The organism is Aquimarina litoralis (assembly GCF_039523995.1).
GTDB lineage: Bacteria > Bacteroidota > Bacteroidia > Flavobacteriales > Flavobacteriaceae > Aquimarina > Aquimarina litoralis.
In genome coordinates, this window is sequence record NZ_BAAAGE010000002.1 from 568,562 (window position 1) to 587,347 (window position 18,786).

At 33.1% G+C, this 18,786-nt stretch carries 23 protein-coding genes; 5 read left to right on the plus strand and 18 right to left on the minus strand.

What is annotated here, in order from left to right:
* Nucleotides 1-36: 36 nt before the first annotated feature.
* Nucleotides 37-1,098 carry a helix-turn-helix domain-containing protein gene (locus ABD077_RS11405; RefSeq protein WP_343912432.1) on the minus strand — a complete coding sequence of 354 codons (1,062 nt, stop codon included), beginning with the start codon at nucleotides 1,096-1,098 and terminating at the stop codon, nucleotides 37-39.
* Nucleotides 1,099-1,278: 180 nt separating this feature from the next.
* Complete coding sequence (locus ABD077_RS11410; RefSeq protein ID WP_343912433.1) at nucleotides 1,279-3,480, minus strand: T9SS type A sorting domain-containing protein; 2,202 nt, start codon at nucleotides 3,478-3,480, stop codon at nucleotides 1,279-1,281.
* Between the two features lie 311 nt (nucleotides 3,481-3,791).
* Between ABD077_RS11410 and ABD077_RS11415 the strand changes: the two genes are divergently transcribed.
* Genes ABD077_RS11415 through ABD077_RS11425 form a run of 3 tightly spaced genes read left to right on the plus strand, consistent with a single transcriptional unit; the run spans nucleotide 3,792 to nucleotide 6,660 of the window.
* Nucleotides 3,792-4,691, plus strand: coding sequence for an EamA family transporter (locus ABD077_RS11415; RefSeq protein ID WP_343912434.1), 900 nt, complete (start codon nucleotides 3,792-3,794; stop codon nucleotides 4,689-4,691).
* 30 nt (nucleotides 4,692-4,721) lie between these two features.
* Entirely contained in the window at nucleotides 4,722-5,849 is a 1,128-nt protein-coding gene (locus ABD077_RS11420; RefSeq protein WP_343912435.1) for a hypothetical protein, read from the plus strand.
* Nucleotides 5,830-6,660 (plus strand): tetratricopeptide repeat protein, encoded by an 831-nt coding sequence (locus tag ABD077_RS11425; protein ID WP_343912436.1) that lies wholly within the window; start codon nucleotides 5,830-5,832, stop codon nucleotides 6,658-6,660. Before ABD077_RS11420 ends, ABD077_RS11425 begins: the two co-directional genes overlap by 20 nt.
* Nucleotides 6,661-6,666: 6 nt before the next feature.
* Here ABD077_RS11425 and ABD077_RS11430 read toward each other — a convergent pair whose 3' ends face one another.
* The 3 genes from ABD077_RS11430 to ABD077_RS11440 all read right to left on the minus strand — a co-directional run bounded on the left by ABD077_RS11430 (nucleotide 6,667) and on the right by ABD077_RS11440 (nucleotide 8,040).
* Nucleotides 6,667-7,248, minus strand: a complete 582-nt coding sequence (locus ABD077_RS11430) for a DUF4251 domain-containing protein (RefSeq protein WP_343912437.1) — start codon at nucleotides 7,246-7,248, stop codon at nucleotides 6,667-6,669.
* Between the two features lie 70 nt (nucleotides 7,249-7,318).
* Entirely contained in the window at nucleotides 7,319-7,783 is a 465-nt protein-coding gene (locus ABD077_RS11435) for a hypothetical protein (RefSeq protein WP_343912438.1), read from the minus strand.
* Nucleotides 7,765-8,040 carry a DUF6090 family protein gene (locus tag ABD077_RS11440; protein WP_343912439.1) on the minus strand — a complete coding sequence of 92 codons (276 nt, stop codon included), beginning with the start codon at nucleotides 8,038-8,040 and terminating at the stop codon, nucleotides 7,765-7,767. Before ABD077_RS11440 ends, ABD077_RS11435 begins: the two co-directional genes overlap by 19 nt.
* Nucleotides 8,041-8,139: 99 nt before the next feature.
* On the opposite strand from ABD077_RS11440, the gene ABD077_RS11445 reads away from it, so the two are divergent.
* Complete coding sequence (locus ABD077_RS11445; protein WP_343912440.1) at nucleotides 8,140-9,369, plus strand: multidrug effflux MFS transporter; 1,230 nt, start codon at nucleotides 8,140-8,142, stop codon at nucleotides 9,367-9,369.
* Nucleotides 9,370-9,371: 2 nt separating this feature from the next.
* Here ABD077_RS11445 and ABD077_RS11450 read toward each other — a convergent pair whose 3' ends face one another.
* Nucleotides 9,372-9,548, minus strand: coding sequence for a hypothetical protein (locus ABD077_RS11450; protein ID WP_343912441.1), 177 nt, complete (start codon nucleotides 9,546-9,548; stop codon nucleotides 9,372-9,374).
* 199 nt (nucleotides 9,549-9,747) lie between these two features.
* On the opposite strand from ABD077_RS11450, the gene ABD077_RS11455 reads away from it, so the two are divergent.
* Nucleotides 9,748-10,353 (plus strand): YceI family protein, encoded by a 606-nt coding sequence (locus ABD077_RS11455; RefSeq protein WP_343912442.1) that lies wholly within the window; start codon nucleotides 9,748-9,750, stop codon nucleotides 10,351-10,353.
* Nucleotides 10,354-10,388: 35 nt separating this feature from the next.
* On the opposite strand, the gene ABD077_RS11460 is transcribed toward ABD077_RS11455, so the two are convergent.
* The 12 genes from ABD077_RS11460 to ABD077_RS11515 form a co-directional block, all read right to left on the minus strand.
* Nucleotides 10,389-10,532, minus strand: a complete 144-nt coding sequence (locus ABD077_RS11460) for a hypothetical protein (protein WP_343912443.1) — start codon at nucleotides 10,530-10,532, stop codon at nucleotides 10,389-10,391.
* A 92-nt stretch (nucleotides 10,533-10,624) separates the two neighbouring features.
* Entirely contained in the window at nucleotides 10,625-11,188 is a 564-nt protein-coding gene (locus tag ABD077_RS11465; RefSeq protein ID WP_343912444.1) for a 4'-phosphopantetheinyl transferase family protein, read from the minus strand.
* Nucleotides 11,185-11,439: an acyl carrier protein gene (locus ABD077_RS11470; RefSeq protein WP_299601352.1), complete on the minus strand. Its 255-nt coding sequence runs from the start codon at nucleotides 11,437-11,439 to the stop codon at nucleotides 11,185-11,187. Before ABD077_RS11470 ends, ABD077_RS11465 begins: the two co-directional genes overlap by 4 nt.
* Before the next feature lie 11 nt (nucleotides 11,440-11,450).
* Nucleotides 11,451-12,725 (minus strand): beta-ketoacyl-[acyl-carrier-protein] synthase family protein, encoded by a 1,275-nt coding sequence (locus ABD077_RS11475; protein WP_343912445.1) that lies wholly within the window; start codon nucleotides 12,723-12,725, stop codon nucleotides 11,451-11,453.
* Nucleotides 12,722-13,165: a 3-hydroxyacyl-ACP dehydratase FabZ family protein gene (locus tag ABD077_RS11480; RefSeq protein ID WP_343912446.1), complete on the minus strand. Its 444-nt coding sequence runs from the start codon at nucleotides 13,163-13,165 to the stop codon at nucleotides 12,722-12,724. Before ABD077_RS11480 ends, ABD077_RS11475 begins: the two co-directional genes overlap by 4 nt.
* Nucleotides 13,166-13,176: 11 nt before the next feature.
* Entirely contained in the window at nucleotides 13,177-13,659 is a 483-nt protein-coding gene (locus tag ABD077_RS11485; RefSeq protein WP_343912447.1) for a hypothetical protein, read from the minus strand.
* Nucleotides 13,660-13,707: 48 nt separating this feature from the next.
* A complete protein-coding gene (locus ABD077_RS11490; RefSeq protein ID WP_343912448.1) occupies nucleotides 13,708-14,760 on the minus strand; it encodes a type III polyketide synthase in 1,053 nt (350 codons plus the stop codon).
* 11 nt (nucleotides 14,761-14,771) lie between these two features.
* Nucleotides 14,772-15,485: a methyltransferase domain-containing protein gene (locus tag ABD077_RS11495; protein ID WP_343912449.1), complete on the minus strand. Its 714-nt coding sequence runs from the start codon at nucleotides 15,483-15,485 to the stop codon at nucleotides 14,772-14,774.
* On the minus strand, nucleotides 15,476-16,609 hold the full coding sequence (locus ABD077_RS11500; protein WP_343912450.1) for an NAD(P)/FAD-dependent oxidoreductase: 1,134 nt from the start codon (nucleotides 16,607-16,609) through the stop codon (nucleotides 15,476-15,478). The genes ABD077_RS11495 and ABD077_RS11500 overlap by 10 nt, the downstream gene beginning before the upstream one ends.
* Before the next feature lie 79 nt (nucleotides 16,610-16,688).
* The gene (locus ABD077_RS11505) at nucleotides 16,689-17,366 is read right to left on the minus strand and encodes a YiaD family glycine zipper/OmpA-like lipoprotein (RefSeq protein ID WP_486303261.1); all 678 of its coding nucleotides are present in this window, start codon (nucleotides 17,364-17,366) and stop codon (nucleotides 16,689-16,691) included.
* Nucleotides 17,367-17,412: 46 nt separating this feature from the next.
* Nucleotides 17,413-17,895 carry a hypothetical protein gene (locus ABD077_RS11510; RefSeq protein ID WP_343912451.1) on the minus strand — a complete coding sequence of 161 codons (483 nt, stop codon included), beginning with the start codon at nucleotides 17,893-17,895 and terminating at the stop codon, nucleotides 17,413-17,415.
* Nucleotides 17,896-18,077: 182 nt separating this feature from the next.
* A complete protein-coding gene (locus ABD077_RS11515; RefSeq protein WP_343912452.1) occupies nucleotides 18,078-18,773 on the minus strand; it encodes a YiaD family glycine zipper/OmpA-like lipoprotein in 696 nt (231 codons plus the stop codon).
* Between the last annotated feature and the right edge of the window lie 13 nt (nucleotides 18,774-18,786).

The following is an 18,786-nucleotide window of genomic DNA, read 5'->3' on the forward strand; positions in this document are numbered from 1 at the left end:
GTTATTCTACGGAATTATAAATCCGAAGAAAATAAATCACGAATTCAAGGACTTTTTGTATTGCGAAGGTGTCATTCCCTCCTGTTTTTTAAAAGCAGTATAAAATGTAGAATTGGATTTAAAACCACACTCATTGCCAATAGCTTCTAGTGTTAATAGAGAATTGGTTCGTATCAATTGGGTAGCAGTTTGTATACGATACTGATTAACATAACTAGAAAAACTAAGTCCCAAATTATCATTCAGATATTGTGACAATTCATGAGACTTAATTTGTAGTTGCGCCGCTACTTCAGGTAGTTTTAAATTAGGATTTCGATGCAATTCTTGTTCACTAAACAAAATACTCAGTTGGTTTGCAATCGAAGATACCTTTTGAGTATCAATCTTTCTATTCGCATATTTTACAACAGGTGTTAGAAATGTGAGCGTACTTTTTCTTCTTTTGATAATCCAAATAACCAAAGTGATATAAAATGTAAAAGAAAATGACAATGCCCCTACAATGTACGATGTATAGGTCGTGGTATTATATGCTAACCAAATAATAAACCCACCAGTAACGATATTGAGTATCCAAAAATCTAAGGTGTTGATGGATTTAGTTTTGCTCCAAAGCTTACTAAACACTTGGCGCGCTTGATATATTGCTGCTATAGTATAAATCGTCCATTGCGTAAACAAAATGGTGCCAAAAATTCTGGGAGGACTCCTCCACCATAAATATCTATACGATCGATAGGGATATTGAATACTGATTATCAACATAAAAATAAGCACTGGTACCACGTGGAATAACCAATTCCATCGATGTACTTTGTTAGGATTGATAGCTGTTTTGGTATATAAATACAGAAAAGGACCTATTAAAAAACAGGCAGTAAGACCAATACTCACAAATGTGGATGAAGTACCAGGATAAAAGGTTAGAAATACTGATTTGGTTACTCGTACACTAATTACAAACAGGAGTGCCGCTAAAAAATAAGTGGCTCTACTCCTATTCTTAATTAGAAAACAAAAATACAGACTTAAAAAAAGTCCATTAAAAGCACCTAATGCACTGAAAAAGAATAATAAGTTTTTACTGAATTCCAAATCCTTGCTAGTTTATTTATTGAGGAAAGATAAGAAATGAAAAATGAATGTACTTATCAAGAATCCATAAAAAAGATGCTCCGAATAATACGAAGCATCGTTTCTATATGCATAATATTTTGTGGTATCATCTTATAAAGTGAAAAATTCACTCGAATAGACGATTCAATTTATATTGATTTACCGAACGATCAATTTCTGAGTACTTTGCTCCTCTCCATTCGATATGACTTTTACCACATAAATTCCGGATCCTAAACCTATACTACTTGCTGATAAGTTTTGCGTACCTGTTTGTAGTTTGGCTTCATATTGTATCTGACCTAACATGGTATAGATACGCACTAGCATTTCTTCTTCTGTTTTTGAATTCACATTCATGGTTATCGAGAATTGATCATTCACAGGATTTGGTGCTATTTTAAGTGTATGTACATCTTCAGGTTCGTTACCTAATACAGGTGATTTTGTAGTTAATCCAGCAATAAGTTCTTGTGCAGATAACGAGCTACCACAAGATCCTTCGTATATTCTAACATTAGAAAAAACTGAATTATTTCCAGAACCACTATCATTGTCATTAATAAACACCAAACGATCCATAACACCTGTATAGAAATTCCCAACAGGAATCGTATAGGTTACAGTACCCGAGCTGTAATTATCAAAATTAGTAACTCCATAATTCTGTGTTCCATGGACTTTGAAATAACGAGAAGAAGTTAAGGTGTTGTTATTTTCAAAACCAACAGCATGAATCTCTCCTTGCGACGTACTACTAAAGCTAAATTCGATTACCGTATTTGCAGTTACTGTATAATCTAAAGGAATAAATTTCCATGTATTGTTCGTTAAAGATAAAGCAGCTCCTCCATTAGTAATGGCAAAATTTCCGTCTGCATCCTGATTAGAGAATCCTGAAATAGCAAAATCATTGAAGTTTAAAGCTGTACAATCAGGATCTGGAGTACCACTACCATCCTGAATACTAATAGCATCTATAGCAATATCACTTAGCCAACCACTAGTACCATTACCAGTAACCACATTATAGCGTAGTTGTACACTCGCTTCTCCTGCATATGCAGAAAGGTTTACACTGGCAGCATTCCACGTATTTCCTTGATCACCAGACTGGTTAAAAACAGTGGTCCAACTTCCTGTATTATCGGTTCTTGCTTCAACCGTTAAAGTATTGATAGCACTACCAAACATGTGATACTGAAAGGTAAGCGTAGGATTAGAAACACTGCTAAAGTCTAAACAAGGAGAGTTTAAAATAGCGCTTTTATTAGGATATCCTGTTCCGTTACCAGATGCTTCTACGTATAGATAAAAGTTTCCATCTGCTCCTGTAGATGGACCTGTACCGTTAGAAGGTGTTCCTCCCGAATCTCTTGTCCAGTTAAGATCATCGTTAGTAGCTTGCGACCATTGTCCGATACCGGTTTCAAAACTTTCGTTAAAAGGAAATGAGGACACTGTAGCAGCGCAGGTATCTGGTGGTGGCGGTGTATTATCAATCGCACCATCGATATCAAATCTCGAAAAGAAATTCCAAACTTCTTGAGAAGTATTGACATTTCCACCATTCCAGCTATGCCCTTTTCCTTGCACCCGAATAAATTCTGCCGTAACACCATTATCACCATTATCCCAGATAGAACGTGTGGTACCACCTCCTAATTGGATTACATCTGGTGTAGCATCTGCATTATTTACAGAAGCCCAATATTCCATAACATCTTGTATAGGCTTATTGGATCCATTTCCATTAATAGAAATCACATTATCATTAGTTCCAGTAATTTGTAAAACCGCCGTAGGATGTTGCGGCTGACATTGATTATTATCGATCCATCTTCTAGTCATACTACCCGCTACAGAAGCTACCGCGGCAATTCTAGGACTTAGTTCACAAGCTAATCGATAACTAAAAAATCCTCCATTAGAAAATCCTGTAGCATAAATACGTTTTTCATTAATATTATAATCTTCAATGATTTTATCTATTAATGCGTTGGAAAATCCTAAGTCATCTTCGTTTCCACCAAAATTGTTATTAATGGCCCATCCTGAGAAAAAGCCTCCTAATCCTTGTGGAGTAACAAACAAAAACTGATTGTCTTCTGCTAATTGTCTAAAATCACTCTGATTATACTGCGTATCTATGTTGTTGGTAAACCCATGAAAATTTAAAATTAGAGGTGCGGGCTTACTAGGATCATAACTAGCAGGTACGTACAAACGATATTGTCTTGTCCGTCCGTCATTTTGTAAGGTTGCATTGATCACCTGCTGTGCAGTAGTACCAATGGTGGTCAGTAGCATAAATACCACCAACCAATAGTTCTTTTTAATAAAGCTTAGTTGAGTTTTCATTTTTTAGGTTTTAAATAAATGAGTTGTGTTAAATAGTTACCATATATTATGCATGAATAATAAATTGGTTTGATGCTGCAAATATACTTAGTCAAATAAGTATTTATCAATTTTTTACACAAAATATTACAATATTCTCAATTTTGTTATACTAAAAATAACAGTATGACAATTCTTACTTAGATTTTAACCATTTTCTTACAGCAGTCTTGACTGTAGCAGCTTTATATTTTAATCATCAAACACATTAGTGATGAAATTCAGTGTAGACTATTCTTGGTAGAATTTCCCAATGATTTTATATTCGCGGCATGTGGATGTATTTAGGGCTTTTGGCCGCACTTTTTTTAGGATTACATAATTTATGTAAAAAACATGCTGTACAGGGAAATGAAGTATTTCCTGTACTTTTGGGAACTATAGGATCCGGTTTTCTGGTATTACTTCCTTTTTTTATAGGATCCGTATACTATCCCGAATACACTAAAGAAATTGGGTTTTATATTGATCAAATCCCTTCAAGCACCCACGGTTTTATTTTTATAAAGTCCATGATTATGGCTGCATCTTGGGTACTGGCGTATCAGGCATTAAAATATCTACCGATTACCATCGTAACACCGATACGCTCTGCAGGTCCATTTTTTACATTTATAGGAGCCATCTTAATTTATCAGGAAAAACCTAACATTTTGCAATGGATTGGCTTCTTTCTTATCATCTTTTCGGTAATTCTATATTCAAAAATCGGTAAAAAGGAAGGTATCAACTTCAAAAAGAATAAATGGATTTTTGCCATCATTGGTGCTACCTTTTTAGGTGCTTCTAGCGGATTATACGATAAGTTTTTAATACAACAGCTTGCACTCACACCACAGACCTTACAATTCTGGTTTTGTTTTTATACTGTGTTGATTTTATTGGTGATCTTATCATTTACTTGGTTTGGTAATGCCGAAAAAAGGAAACAATTTACCTGGCGATGGACTATTGTAGCCGTTGGAGTGTTACTACAGGCAGCAGACTATTTCTATTTCAAAGCTTTACAAGATCCCGAGGCACTTATCATGCTGTTATCAGCTATTAAAAGAAGTCAAATACTAATTGCTGTTGTCATCGGAGGGCTTGTTTTTAAAGAAAAGAATAAACGTAAAAAACTGATTCCATTATTTGGTATCATGTTAGGGGTGTTTTTAATTTTGTATTCATAACTTAGAGTTTTTTCTAAACCAACTCACTTTATGAAGAACAAAGTATTGTTGCTCTTAATCATTTCCGGTTTTTGTTACTCCTGTAACACTTCTACTGAATCTTATGAGCGTTTTTTTATACCCAAGGGAGCTTCTGATCAAGGGATCATTAACAAATATTATGTTCATAACTATCCAAATAATAATCAAACAGTTAAAACTACTTTAGATTATTCTGTGGTTAAGAAGGTAAATGATAGTGTTTATGAGCAAATAAACTATAATCCAGCTTTTACGACTTCATCCATCCGTGAATTTAGTATACTAAATGATAATCTAAAAGAATTGAGTCGTAAACGATATTATAAAAGAGATACACTAATAGCTGAATATGAAAATACTTCTGAAAACTATTTATTAACTTTTGGAAAAGAAACTACTACTTATAAAGCCAAATTAAAAAATAAAGAAAATAATTATATTTACGTTCATCAAACCTCCAAGTTTATAAAAGATACTACCATAGCTTCCAAACCAGCTAAAGTTGTAGAACAAAACATAGCCAATACCTTTGTTTTCGGTTCTAAACCAAAGGATACAATGCATTTTCATTATCGAAATATTTATGTTCAAGATTTAGGCCTCTACTCATCTACACTAACTACAGAAAAATACCGATTAGAACGCACATTGGTAGAACAAATTTCACCGGATACATTCGAAGAATTATCAAATCATGGTATCAAACGAGTAGGATATATTGATTTTGATGATACTATCGATAAGAACTTAGATTTTGATTTATGTTCAAACCATAAATCTATTTTTGATTATTACAATGGGGGGAACGATCGTGCCGGTTTCATCGGTGGAAAAGGAAACTTAAAAAAGCTAGTAACTAAACATTTAGACACTACAAAACTTAAAAATGAATCAGGATATTTAACCTACCGATTTGTTATTAATTGTAAAGGAGAAGCAGGAAAGTATGTCACCAATGAAGCAGATTTTGAATACAATGAAAAAGAGTTTGATGTTGAGACCAAAGCTCATTTATACAAGATTCTTTCATCGGTAGAAAAGTGGAAACCTTGTATTATCCGAAATCAGCCTGTAGACTCATATTTCTACATAACTTTTATACTAAAAAATGGAAAGATTGAAGATATTTTACCTTAGTTGTTGTTTTGGAGTCTTGTTACTTGGCTCTTGCACTACTGAACATACTTTATATAAGAAAGAATTTGATAAAGTAACTTCTAAAAAATACGCCAAACAATTTATTGAAGGATTGCATGGTTCTTATTACCAGGGCTCTCCAGAAGAGCATTTTTTAATTCAGGAAGCGATTGCTTTAGATCCTAATTTTTCTGACCCGCACCGAGAAATGGGTGCTTCTAGAGTAAAACGAGGTATCAATACAGAAACCATGAAGAAATATGGGAAAGCGGTGGAGTTAGATCCCAAAAGTTGGCAAGGATATAGAGGGTATTTATACTTATATTTTTATCGAGATTATGATAATGCTATTAAAGATTTTAATGAGTTAGACGCTCTTACTCCTAATTTTGTAGATTATCCTCAATCGGAGAACATAGACTTTATGCGTGGTATCGCTTATATGATGAAAAACGAATATACTACGGCACAAGAATATTTTAAGAAGTTTTTTGATCATGAAGCTAAAGACATTAATTATATAGAAAGCAGGGCTTTTATGTATTATGGAATTACCTATTTCCAAACTGGTGATTTCCAGAAGGCATTAGAAAAATTTGAACTTGGAATACAAATGAATAAAAATGCAGATTTATTCTATTGGAAAGCTAAAACTCTAGTGAAATTAAAACATTCCAAAACAACAATTCGGGAGTCATTAGCAACTTCTAAAGAATTACTAGCACAGGGATCTAACAGCCGAAGACCTTATGTTGAAGAGTTTTATCAAACTTACATTGAAGATATTGAAGAGTTAGAAGCTAGCTTGTAATCTACATTAATTTACGACCAAACTTTTTTCTTTGTCATTTTCAGATACCACACCTCTATATCGTATAGATGTTCGATGGCTACTGTTAATATTTATGCTTGTCGTCCAATTTGGAAATAATGTTATAGTTACTCGATATGATTCTTGATCACCCTTTGCTGTAAATTTAATAAGGTGTGTTTGTTTTTTCTCATCTTTAATTACTTCGTATCTATCGGGAACTCCTTGGAATACAATCCCGCCTTCATTACGAATATATTGTCCTGGTAATTGGCGTTCACCATAAAAAGGTAAATTCATAGATATGCTATCTCCATATATTCTAACAAAATTAGGATTACCCGTAAGGTTTATACTATTTACAGTACTTCCTGGAGGGATTAATCCGCTATTATAAATTGCATTCATCCCTGTAGTCATTAAAGGATACATCCAATCTGATTCTATAGTAAATGATTTTTTAGCTATTAGAGCTTCTAATGCTTCACTTTGAGCAGTAGGAGCTACAATATTTTTCGTACTGTTACAACTTAAAAAGACTCCTCCTGTGACTAATAAGAACCCTACAATTTTCGCAAACCTATTCATTTGATTATCTTTTGTTTACCTAATCCTAAAATACAAAATTTGAGCCAAAAATAATATCATTTAACAGATCTTAACCGTCTATTCGGTTTTCAATTTTGCTTAGTAGGTCTCTAGAGCTTATTAAATGTTTATCCAACAACGGTTTTAGATTTCCATACACCAACATATAGTGAATCGCTAATCGCGCATGATACGTATCGCTCATAAAGTACTCATACATTTCTGGATTCTCTAATTTACCAAACAATAAATCTCCAATCCAATGATGGTTATACTTTAGAAAGTCCATATTGTCAGTTACATCCTCCCCTATTCTTTTGTGTGTTTCTTTTAATAAAACATCGAAGGTATTGTGATGTGCTAAAATCTGTATAACTAAGCTATCTGTCTCCGTACTACTCTCAAACTTTTCTAATAATCGAATACCTTTTTGTTGCAATTCAAAGGGGTTATAGCTCAATACCAATCCCATAGCTCTGGGAGTATTTTTATACATATCGATTGTTACGGTATCACTTAGAAATTGGTCAAACATCTTCTTTCTTGTATCCAATAATTGCAAAGCATTATATACACTTTTAGCGTATCAAGTTTTAAATCTTCTTGATATGTTACAAAAACATTTTTTAAATGATTTTTGGTTTTTCTAACTTCATTAGCATTATTAATACTAACGGCAATCAAAATACCAATAACTACCAAAATGATCTCACCTATTGCATACAGTAGATATTTGCGTATTCCTTTACCATTCATAAGATTTTTCCGTTGCGCATTAAACAATTTCATCATTCTAAATATACAATAAATAAAAAATCAAGATGCTAATACTTTTCATGACACAATAAATATTAGTTAAATTAAAAAGAAGTCTATTGATGAGCTTATGAAATGAGCTATTTTTGCCGAATGCAATTTAAAAACCTCCAACAGTTAGAGTTTATTGTACTCATGGCATCATTGATGTCTATTGTAGCCTTAGCCATAGATGCTTTGCTTCCTGCTTTGGATATTATTGGAATTGATATTGGTACCACAGAATTAGCAGATAACCAATTGCTCATTACGATGATATTTCTTGGACTAGGAATTGGGCCATTGATTTTTGGTCCAATTTCGGATGCTATCGGAAGAAAACCTGTGGTTTTTATGGGATTCTTGTTATTTATCATTGCTAGTTTTATCTGTATTAGTGCCACTAGCCTAACTATGATGGTAATAGGTAGAATATTGCAAGGTGTTGGACTTTCTGCACCTAGAACTATCGCGATAGCAATGATTAGAGATACCTACAGTGGGGATTATATGGCGCGTATTATGTCTTTTATAACGGTAGTATTTATACTAGTTCCTATTGTGGCGCCAGCCATTGGAAAAGGAATTCTTGATCATTATGACTGGAAAGCTATCTTTTACATACAGCTTGTTTTCAGTCTATTAGTTTCTTTTTGGTTTTGGAAAAGACAAAAGGAAACATTGGTTGTTTCTAAAAGAATAAAATTTACTCCGCATATATTTATAGATGGAGCCAAAGAATTAGTGAAATACAAAAACACTATGGGATATACTTTTATATCTGGACTTATTGTAGGGTCTTTTCTAGTATATCTAAGTAGTTCGCAGCAAATTTTTGAACAGCAATACAATCTAAAAAATGAATTCCCATATATCTTTGCACTATTAGCGATCTCTATTGGTACCGCCACTTTTTTGAATGGTACTTTAGTACTTAGATATGGAATGGAGCGATTAGTTTCTATATCCTTATTTTCATTTTTTGGGATTTCGCTACTATATATTCTTTTATATCACAACAATGCAAATCCAAATGTAGTGATCTTACTAATCTTTTTTGGATTACAATTTTTTTCGATAGGATTTTTGTTTGGGAATCTTAGAGCATTGGCTATGGAGCCCGTTGGTCACATTGCAGGAATTGGTGCTGCGATTACGGGATTTATAAGCACTATAATGGCTGTACCTATAAGTACTTTTATAGGTAGGTTTGTTGAAAACACAGCATTACCGCTGTTTTTAGGTTTTTTGATTTGCGCTGGCATCTCAATAGGTATTCTTATATACCTTAAAACTTCTTCTAAAGACAAAGTAGTCACTTCTTAATCTTATTGATTTTTATCGTGTAACTGCTTGTTTTCAGGAACAGAAAGCTCTCCATTACCTGCTATCGCAAATTGATCTCTTTTTGATCCGTATCCAAAATTTGATGATCTACGATACTTATTCTGAAAATCCGCAAATTTTCTCTTTGACCAGGATCTTTTTTTCTTTTGATTCTCCATATACATAAGAATTACGGTATGGCTACCTGATTGATAATTAATTTCTTATCTAAAGTTATAGGATTTTGAAGAATAATTAAAAAAACTTAACATCAAATTATAATTATTCCCTTAATTTTCAAACAATTTTAATTGTTGCATTGTTAAAGCAGTTGGAATGATTATTGTTTATTTATATCTTGAAAACTAAAATATTACTATGAAAACCTTTTTCTGTTCTATCTTTTTTTTAAGCCTCTCGATTTCATTGATTTATGGTCAATTTACGCCACCTCCTGGTGATATTACCAATCGTTCTGATGGATATACTGGACATGAAGATGCCTTGATTAATGATGTTATCAAACTTGAATTTGATAAAAAGAATACAAAAATTACATTTGATTTTGTTTCAGAAGAGACAAGTGGATCAATTGGAGGATTAGATTTTAAAATTTCATTTAACCCAGAAGATACCGATAATGCCTATTTTGAAGGGACAGCACTTGTAAACACTCTAGAAACTGGTAATTTTTTAAGAGATGGTCATTTGATGTGGGAAAAGTTCTTTTACAAAAAGAAATACCCAAAAATTGCTTTTGAAAGCAAAGAAGTAGTGCACTTTGGTAATAATAATTATAAGGTTATAGGTAACCTTACCATCAAAGGCATTACCAAAGAAGTAATCATCAACTTTGATCTAGATATCACTAAAAACCTTTTAGGCAAAACCACAATCTACACCAGTGATTATGGAGTGAATATCCACGACGAAAGGGAAAAGAATAAACTAAACATAGTATTCGATTTCCCTATTTTAAAATGATAAAAAGAAAAAGCATCCCTAATGGATGCTTTTTTTTAGATATGTATCGTGTGAGCTTTCGCTAATCTTTCAGAAGATTTTAGAAATTCGTTATTAACGATATTCATTTCTGTTAAACGTGTGATTTTTATTTTTTCTTCACGCTTGGTATTCCTTTTTTGCAATAATGAGTTCATCATGTTACTTTTTTTACTTTAATTTTTCCCTGACGCGAAGTTAAGAACAAATCACTAAAAAAATAAGGGTATAAATACGGTTTTTAACGGGGGTTTTATACCCTTTGTAGATTTTCAGATAAATCCACGACATATGAAGAAAACAAACCGTGACTAGAAAAAGAAACCTGTATATCACTCTGTAAATTATTGATATACACAAAAGGAATTCTAAAATCATTTTTTTTGATTGTAATTTTTTCAGAATTCAGCAGCTTTGTTTTAGAAATATAATCTAAAAGGTGTTTTTTGTAGGATAATGATTCGTTGACAAATACTTTTGTAACTATCTCTTTTTGATCAATAAAGGCAACAGAATGAATATATTCTGATGTTATCGTTGTTTTGGTTTTATATTGCATCCCCTTAACAATCACTGAAGTTTCAGAACATTCAAAGTCCCAGGGATTATAAGTAGGAGCTTTAAAAAACTGTCTTTGATACGCTTTGTATGCAGCCTCTTTCATACTCCACAACTTCCATACTGTTAAATCGGGATCAAGAGCATTCAAGATCTTATCTTGTTCTGATACTGTAAAGATCTTTTGTAACCAACCTTTTCTTCTCCAATTACTTTGTTTAGCAGCTAAGGCAAGATCTACAATATCATTTCCTATCATTTAGCTGCTAATTTATCCTGAATTACCTCTATAGAGGCTTTTACCGTAAGCATCTTATCCATACCATCATTATCAATTTCGATATTAAATTCATCTTCTACATCTAAGATAACATCTACAAGATTAGCAGAATTAATCTCTAAATCTTCAATAAAATTAGTTTCTTCAGAAAGATTTGCTAACCCATCTTCATTCTGAACATAAGGTTCGATAATGGTTTTTAACTTAGATAATAATTCTTCTTTTGTCATGAATGGTTTTATTATGAATATTTTTTAAAGATAACACAAGCATTTACATCTCCAAATCCAAAACTCGCTTTTGCTGCAATATTTATAGGTTTTGATATCGTTTTAGTAGGAATTCGTGTTGGATCCACTAGAGCCTCGATTTCTGGATGTAAATCTTCACAATTTATATTTCCGAAAGCAAAGTCTTCATATACCTGAAGTACAGTAGCCACACTTTCAATACTTCCTGAAGCAGCAAGACAATGTCCTACCAAACTTTTTAAAGAATTGATAGACGGAAAGTCCTTCCCTCTTCTGTTTAATGCTTCGCACCAATTCATAATTTCGGTAGCATCTTTAGTGGTAGCTGTGAGATGACCATTAATCAAGTCAATATCATCCGAATGAATATTAGCATTGATGATTGCTTGTTGAATACAATGCTGCACCGCTTTGCTGTTTGGAGCGGTCATACTGCCTCCGTTTCGCTGTCCACCACTATTGATATGTCCTCCAAGAATTTCTGCGTAAATGGTAGCACCTCTATTTTGTGCACTTTCCAAACTCTCTACTACTAATGCTCCTGCTCCACTTCCTGGCACAAAGCCATTTGCAGAGGCACTCATAGGTCTAGATGCTTCTGTAGGATTCTCATTGTATTTATGAGGCAGAATTCTCATCGCATCAAATCCTCCCCAAACATAAGGCCCGCTATCACTGGTACTTCCTGCTAATATAATTTCTACTTTTCCAGATATAATTCGTTCATACGCCATTAAAATAGCTTCCGTACCAGTACTACAAGCAGAAGAATTGGTCGTAGTAATATTTCCACAACCGATCATACCACCTAAAAAAGCACTAATCCCACTGGCCATAGTTTGTATCACTGTCGTACTTCCTAATCTCCGTACTTTACCTTCATCTACTTTATAAATCGCATCTCTAAATTTATCAACACCTAAAATACCGGTTCCAAAAATTACACCTGCATCCCAAATTGGATCATCTTCTTTGTCATTTAGAGATAAACCAGCATTTTTCCAAGCATCTATACCCGCAATTACTCCATATTCCAATCCCGAAGCATTCAATCCTCTTAATTGAATTGAGTTAAAGTAATTATTTAAATAATCTTTTCTATATAATGGTTTTCCAGCTATTTGACATGAAAAATTTAATTCTTTTAACTCATTAATATGTCGTATGCCAGAAACACCATTTTTTATAGATCTATTAAATTCTGAAACGCTCGTTCCATTTGGTGAAACTACACCTAATCCTGTAATTACAACTCTTTTATTCATACAGAAACTGGTTTCATCATTCCGGAGATACTGCCTTTTGCCACAAGCTTATTCTCGGCATTAAACATTTTTACCGTACATTTTAATTTGTTAAACCTAAAATAATCCTTTTTAGAAACCACAAATACCTTTTCACCAGGAAGTACTGGATTATAAAAGTCAATCGTATTACTACTCATAGCAACTCCCATCATGTTTTCAGAAATAGTTTCTTTAAACAGATATATTCCCAAACAAACAACTCCTATCTGCGCCATAATTTCGGTAAGAATTACTCCTGGTGTTACAGGATGCTCCTTAAAATGGCCTTTATAGAAATATTCATCTTTTTTTAATGTATAATAACCTTCTATTCCATCTTCGTGTACTTTACTAAGCTCATCCACAAATAAAAATGGAGATCGATACGGTAGTTTTTCTATGATTTGTTCAGCAGTCAAAAGATATAGTTTTAAAATGCGCAGTTATTAGGCAATGGTTCTTCTGATGCTAATTGATTTGCAAAAGATGCTTCTAATGTATCTTGAGTAAAGCCATTAGCTACACTACCCTTATATACAATAGTACCGTATCCATTATTATTCATATGAGCTCTTACATATACGATTTGCCCCTCGGTTATTGCCACAGGTCCACCAGATCTAGTAAATGGTTGTTCATTTACATGACTATGAGCTAAAATCCTTCTATATACTAATGTTCCATCTTCTGAAATCACTTCCCACCAATCTGCATATTGGTTACACCCTAGATCTGGACTTCTAATTTCTACACTAAATGTATAACTACCCGTCTCGCCTGTTACAGATACATTAGTTACATCAGCATTTTGAGGTTCTGGAGTTGGATCATCCGTATTTGCGCGAACATCATCACCAGAACACGCTGATGCTGTGAAAGTGATGAATAAAAGATACAAACAGATATTTTTCATTTTTAAATTTCTTTAAGTTTCAAAAAATTATATTCAATCATGATCTAATTACCATTCCAACAATACTCTTTGTGCAGAAAAACCGGGACCAAAACTTAGCATAAGACCTGTTTCTCCGGATGCCGGCTTTCTATCCATAAATCGTTCTAAAACATACAATACGGTAGCGCTACTCATATTTCCGTACTGTTTTAATACTTCTTTGGTATCATCGATATTCTTACCCAAGTCCCCGAAAAGGGTTTCAACTGTTTGAACAATCTTTTTTCCTCCAGGATGAAAAATTAAATGATCAACCTCTTCAATTGACTTACTATTCTTCTTGAGAAAAGGATGTATAATATCTGGAAAATGGGTTGCTATCTTCTCTGGAACTTCCTTGTCTAATACCATTTGCAAACCATGATTTGTCAATTTAAAACCCATCATAGAGGTCGCGTCATAAAAGTGATACATTTCATCTGCGATAATATTTGGTCCTTCGGCATCTTCTTCTGAAGAAAGTAACACACATGCTGCTCCATCACCAAAAATAGCAGAACTTACGATATTTACCATACTAAAATCAGTATGTTGAAAGGTTGCTGTAGGTGATTCTACAGCGATTACTGCAGCTCTTTTATTAGGATTAGCTTTTAAAAAGTTTCTCGCATAGATAATACCAGAAACTCCAGCTGCACATCCCATTTCTGTAACAGGCAACCTAACAATATCTTGCCTCAGATTTAATGTATTTACTAAATATGCATCTAGAGAAGGTATCATAATACCTGTACAACTCACTGTGATAATGTAATCTAAGGAAGTAGGATCCCAACTTGCCTTATCTAACGCTTTTTTAAGAACAGACTCCCCTAGTTTCTTTATTTCTCGGATATAGATATCATTCTTTTCTTCGAATGAGGTAGCAGTAAAGACTTCTTCAATACTCATAATTCCATATCGTTTATCAACAGCGGCATTTTCGAAAATCTTAAGCACTTTACGCTTAAATCTATCTTCCTGTCCTGTTAACCATTGAGACACATATGGTAAAATCTCTTTCGTTTCTCTAACATACGCTGGTAGTTGCTTAGCGACTGATGTTATTTTTACGTTCAATATTCCCTTTTTTACTGATTAATAATCCATCGGTATCGAAAGGCCCATTTCCAATCTAATCGATGCTGTTTTAAACCAAGATCTTTGGCAAAACGAAGTAATTCCTTTCTTTTAAAACCTCTTTTTATTGATACCAAACCGTCATTTTTTGCTATATATCCTTTGATAAAGAAAAAACTAAATAGCTTAAATAAATAATAAGACAACCGAGTTCTATGGATATCATTAATAATAACTGCTTCAGAGGCTAACTCCAGTCCTTTACTAATTACTTTTTTAATATCCTTGTCTGCAAAATGATGTAATGTCAGTGTGCAAATAATAATATCGCAAGAAAATTCTCCTTTATTCAAGGTTAATATATCCTCTTTATAATATTTAATACCCGTATTAGAACCACTTAAATTTCTTGCTTGTACTAGACATTTACCATGATTATCGATACCAATTAATCTGGCATTTATGTCATTCTTTTTTAAGATGTTAGCCAACTTCCTTAACATTTCTCCATCACCACAACCAAGATCCATTATAACATACTCCTTTGATGATATATTCTTCTTTTTAATAATCTCTAATACTGCATCTATAGTGATAGCATTACCACCTAACATTTTATTTACTTTAGCGATATCCTCCAAAGCTACAGAAAGATCTTTTTCATTAACTTCTGGATTATCCATAAGCTCTGGTTCATTACTTCTATATGTAAGATCTATGAGCATACTAATGGTTTTCCGTGTGTTTGTTTGATAATTTCTGGTACTATAGCAGGAATGGTTTTAGCTACTTTTTGAGCTATTTGCTGAAATCCGTTATGCAATAATACCTTTTGTAGTACTCTTCCAGCATACAATCTTTTAGAAAATGCTTTATTCCATTCTTTGGCATACATTAGTTCCATCTCTTGTCTGCTATACTGTATAGAGGCATGATTTGCTACAAATAAATCACATAAAACCTTGGCACTTTGGATCGCCATAGCCATTCCGTTACCACATAATGGATGAATCAACCCAGCAGCATCTCCAATCATAAAGACGCCTTTTTCTACAGGCTTTTTGGGATCAAAATTAATTTGACTTATTGTTATATGTTTTCTAAAGAGCATTTCAGAATTTTCAAAAAAGTCTTTCAAATAGGGATTCTCATAAAGAATATTTTTTTCAAAACTCACTATGTCTTTATACTTTTTAAAACTTTCATAATTCACTAAATAACAAGCATTCACCGCCTTATTCTCCACTACCGACAAACCACAATAACCACCTTCAAAATTATGTAACGCTACAGTATCTGAATCAAATTTTGAAACATAATGTGCTTTTACCGCTAACCATGGAGATTTTCTTTGACTGAAATCACGATGTAAATTTTTATCCAATGTAGATCGTTTTCCATAAGCTCCTATTACATAATCCGTATAAAATATTCCATTATTAGAAGTATGAACAAGAAATGTATTGTCTTTTTGAAAATCTACATTTATTACCTGATCATTTATAAGTTGAACTCCTAGTTTTTTAGCAGTTATCCATAAATGATGATCCAAACGATATCTACTTACTCCAAAACCTCCTAAAGGCAATTTACTTTTAATCAATTTCCCGTTTTTAGTAGATATCTGTAACTGTGAAATGGTCACTATATCCAAATCTTTCAATTTAATACCTAAAAAATCCAAATACGGAACGACTTCATTAGAAATGTATTCTCCACATACTTTGTGCTTAGGATAGATTTCTTTCTCAATTAAAGTAACGGGTATTTGCATCTTAGCTAAGTGAATAGCGCTCGTTAATCCAGCCAAACCGCCTCCTATAATTACTATGTGTGAATTATGAATCATTGATTGAAGATACACAAATTTTGAGCATAAAAAAATCCCGAGCTATCAGTCGGGATTTATTATTCTAGATTACAATATGTTACTCTTTTATTTGAGCAACAGCTTGTCTACGTAGCTCTTCATTAGGTGAAATTGTTACTTCTACTCTTCTGTTTTTTGATTTACCTTCTACTGTAGTGTTATCATATTTGGGTTGAGATTCACCATAGTATCTTACTGTAAATCGTTGTTCATCAATCCCTTGTTCTACTAAGTATTCTTTTACGGAATGTGCTCGATGTTTTGATAACACAAAATTAGATTCTTCTTTACCTACGTTATCCGTATGTCCTTCTATTAAGATATTAGAATATGGATATTCTTTTAAGATGCTAGCTAATTTATGGATTGTTTCTTTGGATGATGTATTCAAATCATGCTTATTTGTTTCGAAGTAGACACCACTTTCTTCGTCAAACACGATATTAATATCCTCTTCTACTCGTTGTACCACAACACTAGGCATTTCTTCTTCAATTTTTTTAGCTTGTTGATCCATTTGATTTCCAATAATACCTCCTACGGTAGCTCCGACCATACCTCCTATTACAGCTCCTAGCTCAGTATCATCGACTTGGTTACCGATTACTCCTCCAATCACTGCTCCACCAGCAGCACCAATTAATCCTCCTATTTCAGAGTTTTTCATAGTTTTACAACTTCCAAAAACTAAAATAAATAGAAATAGAAAGCCGATTTTTTTTGTATGTTTCATCATCTGTGATTTTATTATATGAGTTTATATTTGTTGGTAATAATTAATTCTATTGTTTCTGAAAATTGAGCTTTACAGTAAATTTATGACCATCTACAATCATATCATACGCCCAAACCATATTAGTTCCGTCAAGCTCGTATAATTGCATTCGATACCCTTTATTGTTTATAGTATTTTTCATTTTACTATCTACAGGTTTTAGCAAAATACTATGCGTATATCCCTGTAATTCATTTGGAATGGACCAAATAAAATTGAAAACTCCTTTTTTAAGACAAGTCGATCCCGATAAGGAATAGCTACCTGTATGATTATTAGCTATAAATTCCCAGTTAGTATCTTCGAGACAGGATAAAGGAATGTTATCAAGAATACTTATTTCATAAGTTCCCTTGCTATCTGTTTCATAATTGATAGTTTTTAAGATCCATACACCATTCATCGAAATCTTAGCAGTTCTTATAAATTTAGTTGTAGAACCACAGCTTGATAATAGTATTGCAAATAGTATAAAACGAAGTGTTTTCAAAGTAAAGGTTTAAAGAGTTTATGTGAATAAAGTACCCTACAAATATCCTCTTATAATACTCTTTAAACTACATCATATATGGTGAAAATTGGATCACGGAATACAGTGTAAGAAAAGGTTTATAAAGAAAAAATCCCTAACAAATACTTGTTAGGGATTCTCTTTATCTAGTGTAAAAAGTACTAGTCTACTTTCTGTTTAGCGTCTTCAATCATTTTGTCATTGGCCATTACTCCAAATTCTACTCTTCTATTCTTCGCTCTTCCTTCGGCCGTTGAGTTATCATATTTAGGTAAGGTTTCTCCATGATAATAGGTTGTTAACCTTGTTTTACTAATTCCCTGAGAAATTAGGTAGTTTGTTACCGCATAGGCACGCTTTTTAGATAATTCTAAATTATAAGCATCATCACCAGAACTATCTGTATGTCCATCTACAATAATGTTTGTATCCGGATATTCTTTAAAAATACCTATTAATTTATTTAGGTTCTCCTTAGATTTTGCATTGATATCTGATTTATTTGTATCAAAATAAACTCCGCTAGTTTCATCAAATATAATATCAATACCTTCTCCTACTCTAGTAACTTCTGCTCCTGGAATTTCTTCTTCTATTTTCTGAGCTTGTTTATCCATCTGTTTTCCGATTACTCCACCGGCTACACCTCCAACAACACCACCAATAATAGCTCCTAGAACGGAGTTCTCCTTATTGCCAACATTATTACCTATTACTCCACCGAGTACTGCTCCAGTAGTTGTTCCGATAACGGCACCTTTTTGGGTGTTATTTGCATTTTGCACAGCATCACAACTACTTAAAATAATAAGCGTGGTTAATGCAATTGCAGTTAATTTTAAATTTGCTTTTATCATTGCTTTATGATTT

Coding starts and splice junctions, on each gene's coding strand:
- ABD077_RS11415 (WP_343912434.1), top strand. CDS start 3,792: ATGTGGATGTATTTAGGGCTTTTGGCCGCACTTTTTTTAGGATTACAT.
- ABD077_RS11455 (WP_343912442.1), top strand. CDS start 9,748: ATGAAAACCTTTTTCTGTTCTATCTTTTTTTTAAGCCTCTCGATTTCA.
- ABD077_RS11475 (WP_343912445.1), bottom strand. CDS start 12,725: ATGAATAAAAGAGTTGTAATTACAGGATTAGGTGTAGTTTCACCAAAT.
- ABD077_RS11485 (WP_343912447.1), bottom strand. CDS start 13,659: ATGAAAAATATCTGTTTGTATCTTTTATTCATCACTTTCACAGCATCA.
- ABD077_RS11505 (WP_486303261.1), bottom strand. CDS start 17,366: ATGATGAAACATACAAAAAAAATCGGCTTTCTATTTCTATTTATTTTA.
- ABD077_RS11465 (WP_343912444.1), bottom strand. CDS start 11,188: ATGATAGGAAATGATATTGTAGATCTTGCCTTAGCTGCTAAACAAAGT.
- ABD077_RS11450 (WP_343912441.1), bottom strand. CDS start 9,548: ATGGAGAATCAAAAGAAAAAAAGATCCTGGTCAAAGAGAAAATTTGCG.
- ABD077_RS11460 (WP_343912443.1), bottom strand. CDS start 10,532: ATGATGAACTCATTATTGCAAAAAAGGAATACCAAGCGTGAAGAAAAA.
- ABD077_RS11440 (WP_343912439.1), bottom strand. CDS start 8,040: ATGATGAAATTGTTTAATGCGCAACGGAAAAATCTTATGAATGGTAAA.
- ABD077_RS11495 (WP_343912449.1), bottom strand. CDS start 15,485: ATGCTCATAGATCTTACATATAGAAGTAATGAACCAGAGCTTATGGAT.
- ABD077_RS11430 (WP_343912437.1), bottom strand. CDS start 7,248: ATGAATAGGTTTGCGAAAATTGTAGGGTTCTTATTAGTCACAGGAGGA.
- ABD077_RS11435 (WP_343912438.1), bottom strand. CDS start 7,783: ATGTTTGACCAATTTCTAAGTGATACCGTAACAATCGATATGTATAAA.
- ABD077_RS11445 (WP_343912440.1), top strand. CDS start 8,140: ATGAGCTATTTTTGCCGAATGCAATTTAAAAACCTCCAACAGTTAGAG.
- ABD077_RS11470 (WP_299601352.1), bottom strand. CDS start 11,439: ATGACAAAAGAAGAATTATTATCTAAGTTAAAAACCATTATCGAACCT.
- ABD077_RS11515 (WP_343912452.1), bottom strand. CDS start 18,773: ATGATAAAAGCAAATTTAAAATTAACTGCAATTGCATTAACCACGCTT.
- ABD077_RS11420 (WP_343912435.1), top strand. CDS start 4,722: ATGAAGAACAAAGTATTGTTGCTCTTAATCATTTCCGGTTTTTGTTAC.
- ABD077_RS11500 (WP_343912450.1), bottom strand. CDS start 16,609: ATGATTCATAATTCACACATAGTAATTATAGGAGGCGGTTTGGCTGGA.
- ABD077_RS11410 (WP_343912433.1), bottom strand. CDS start 3,480: ATGAAAACTCAACTAAGCTTTATTAAAAAGAACTATTGGTTGGTGGTA.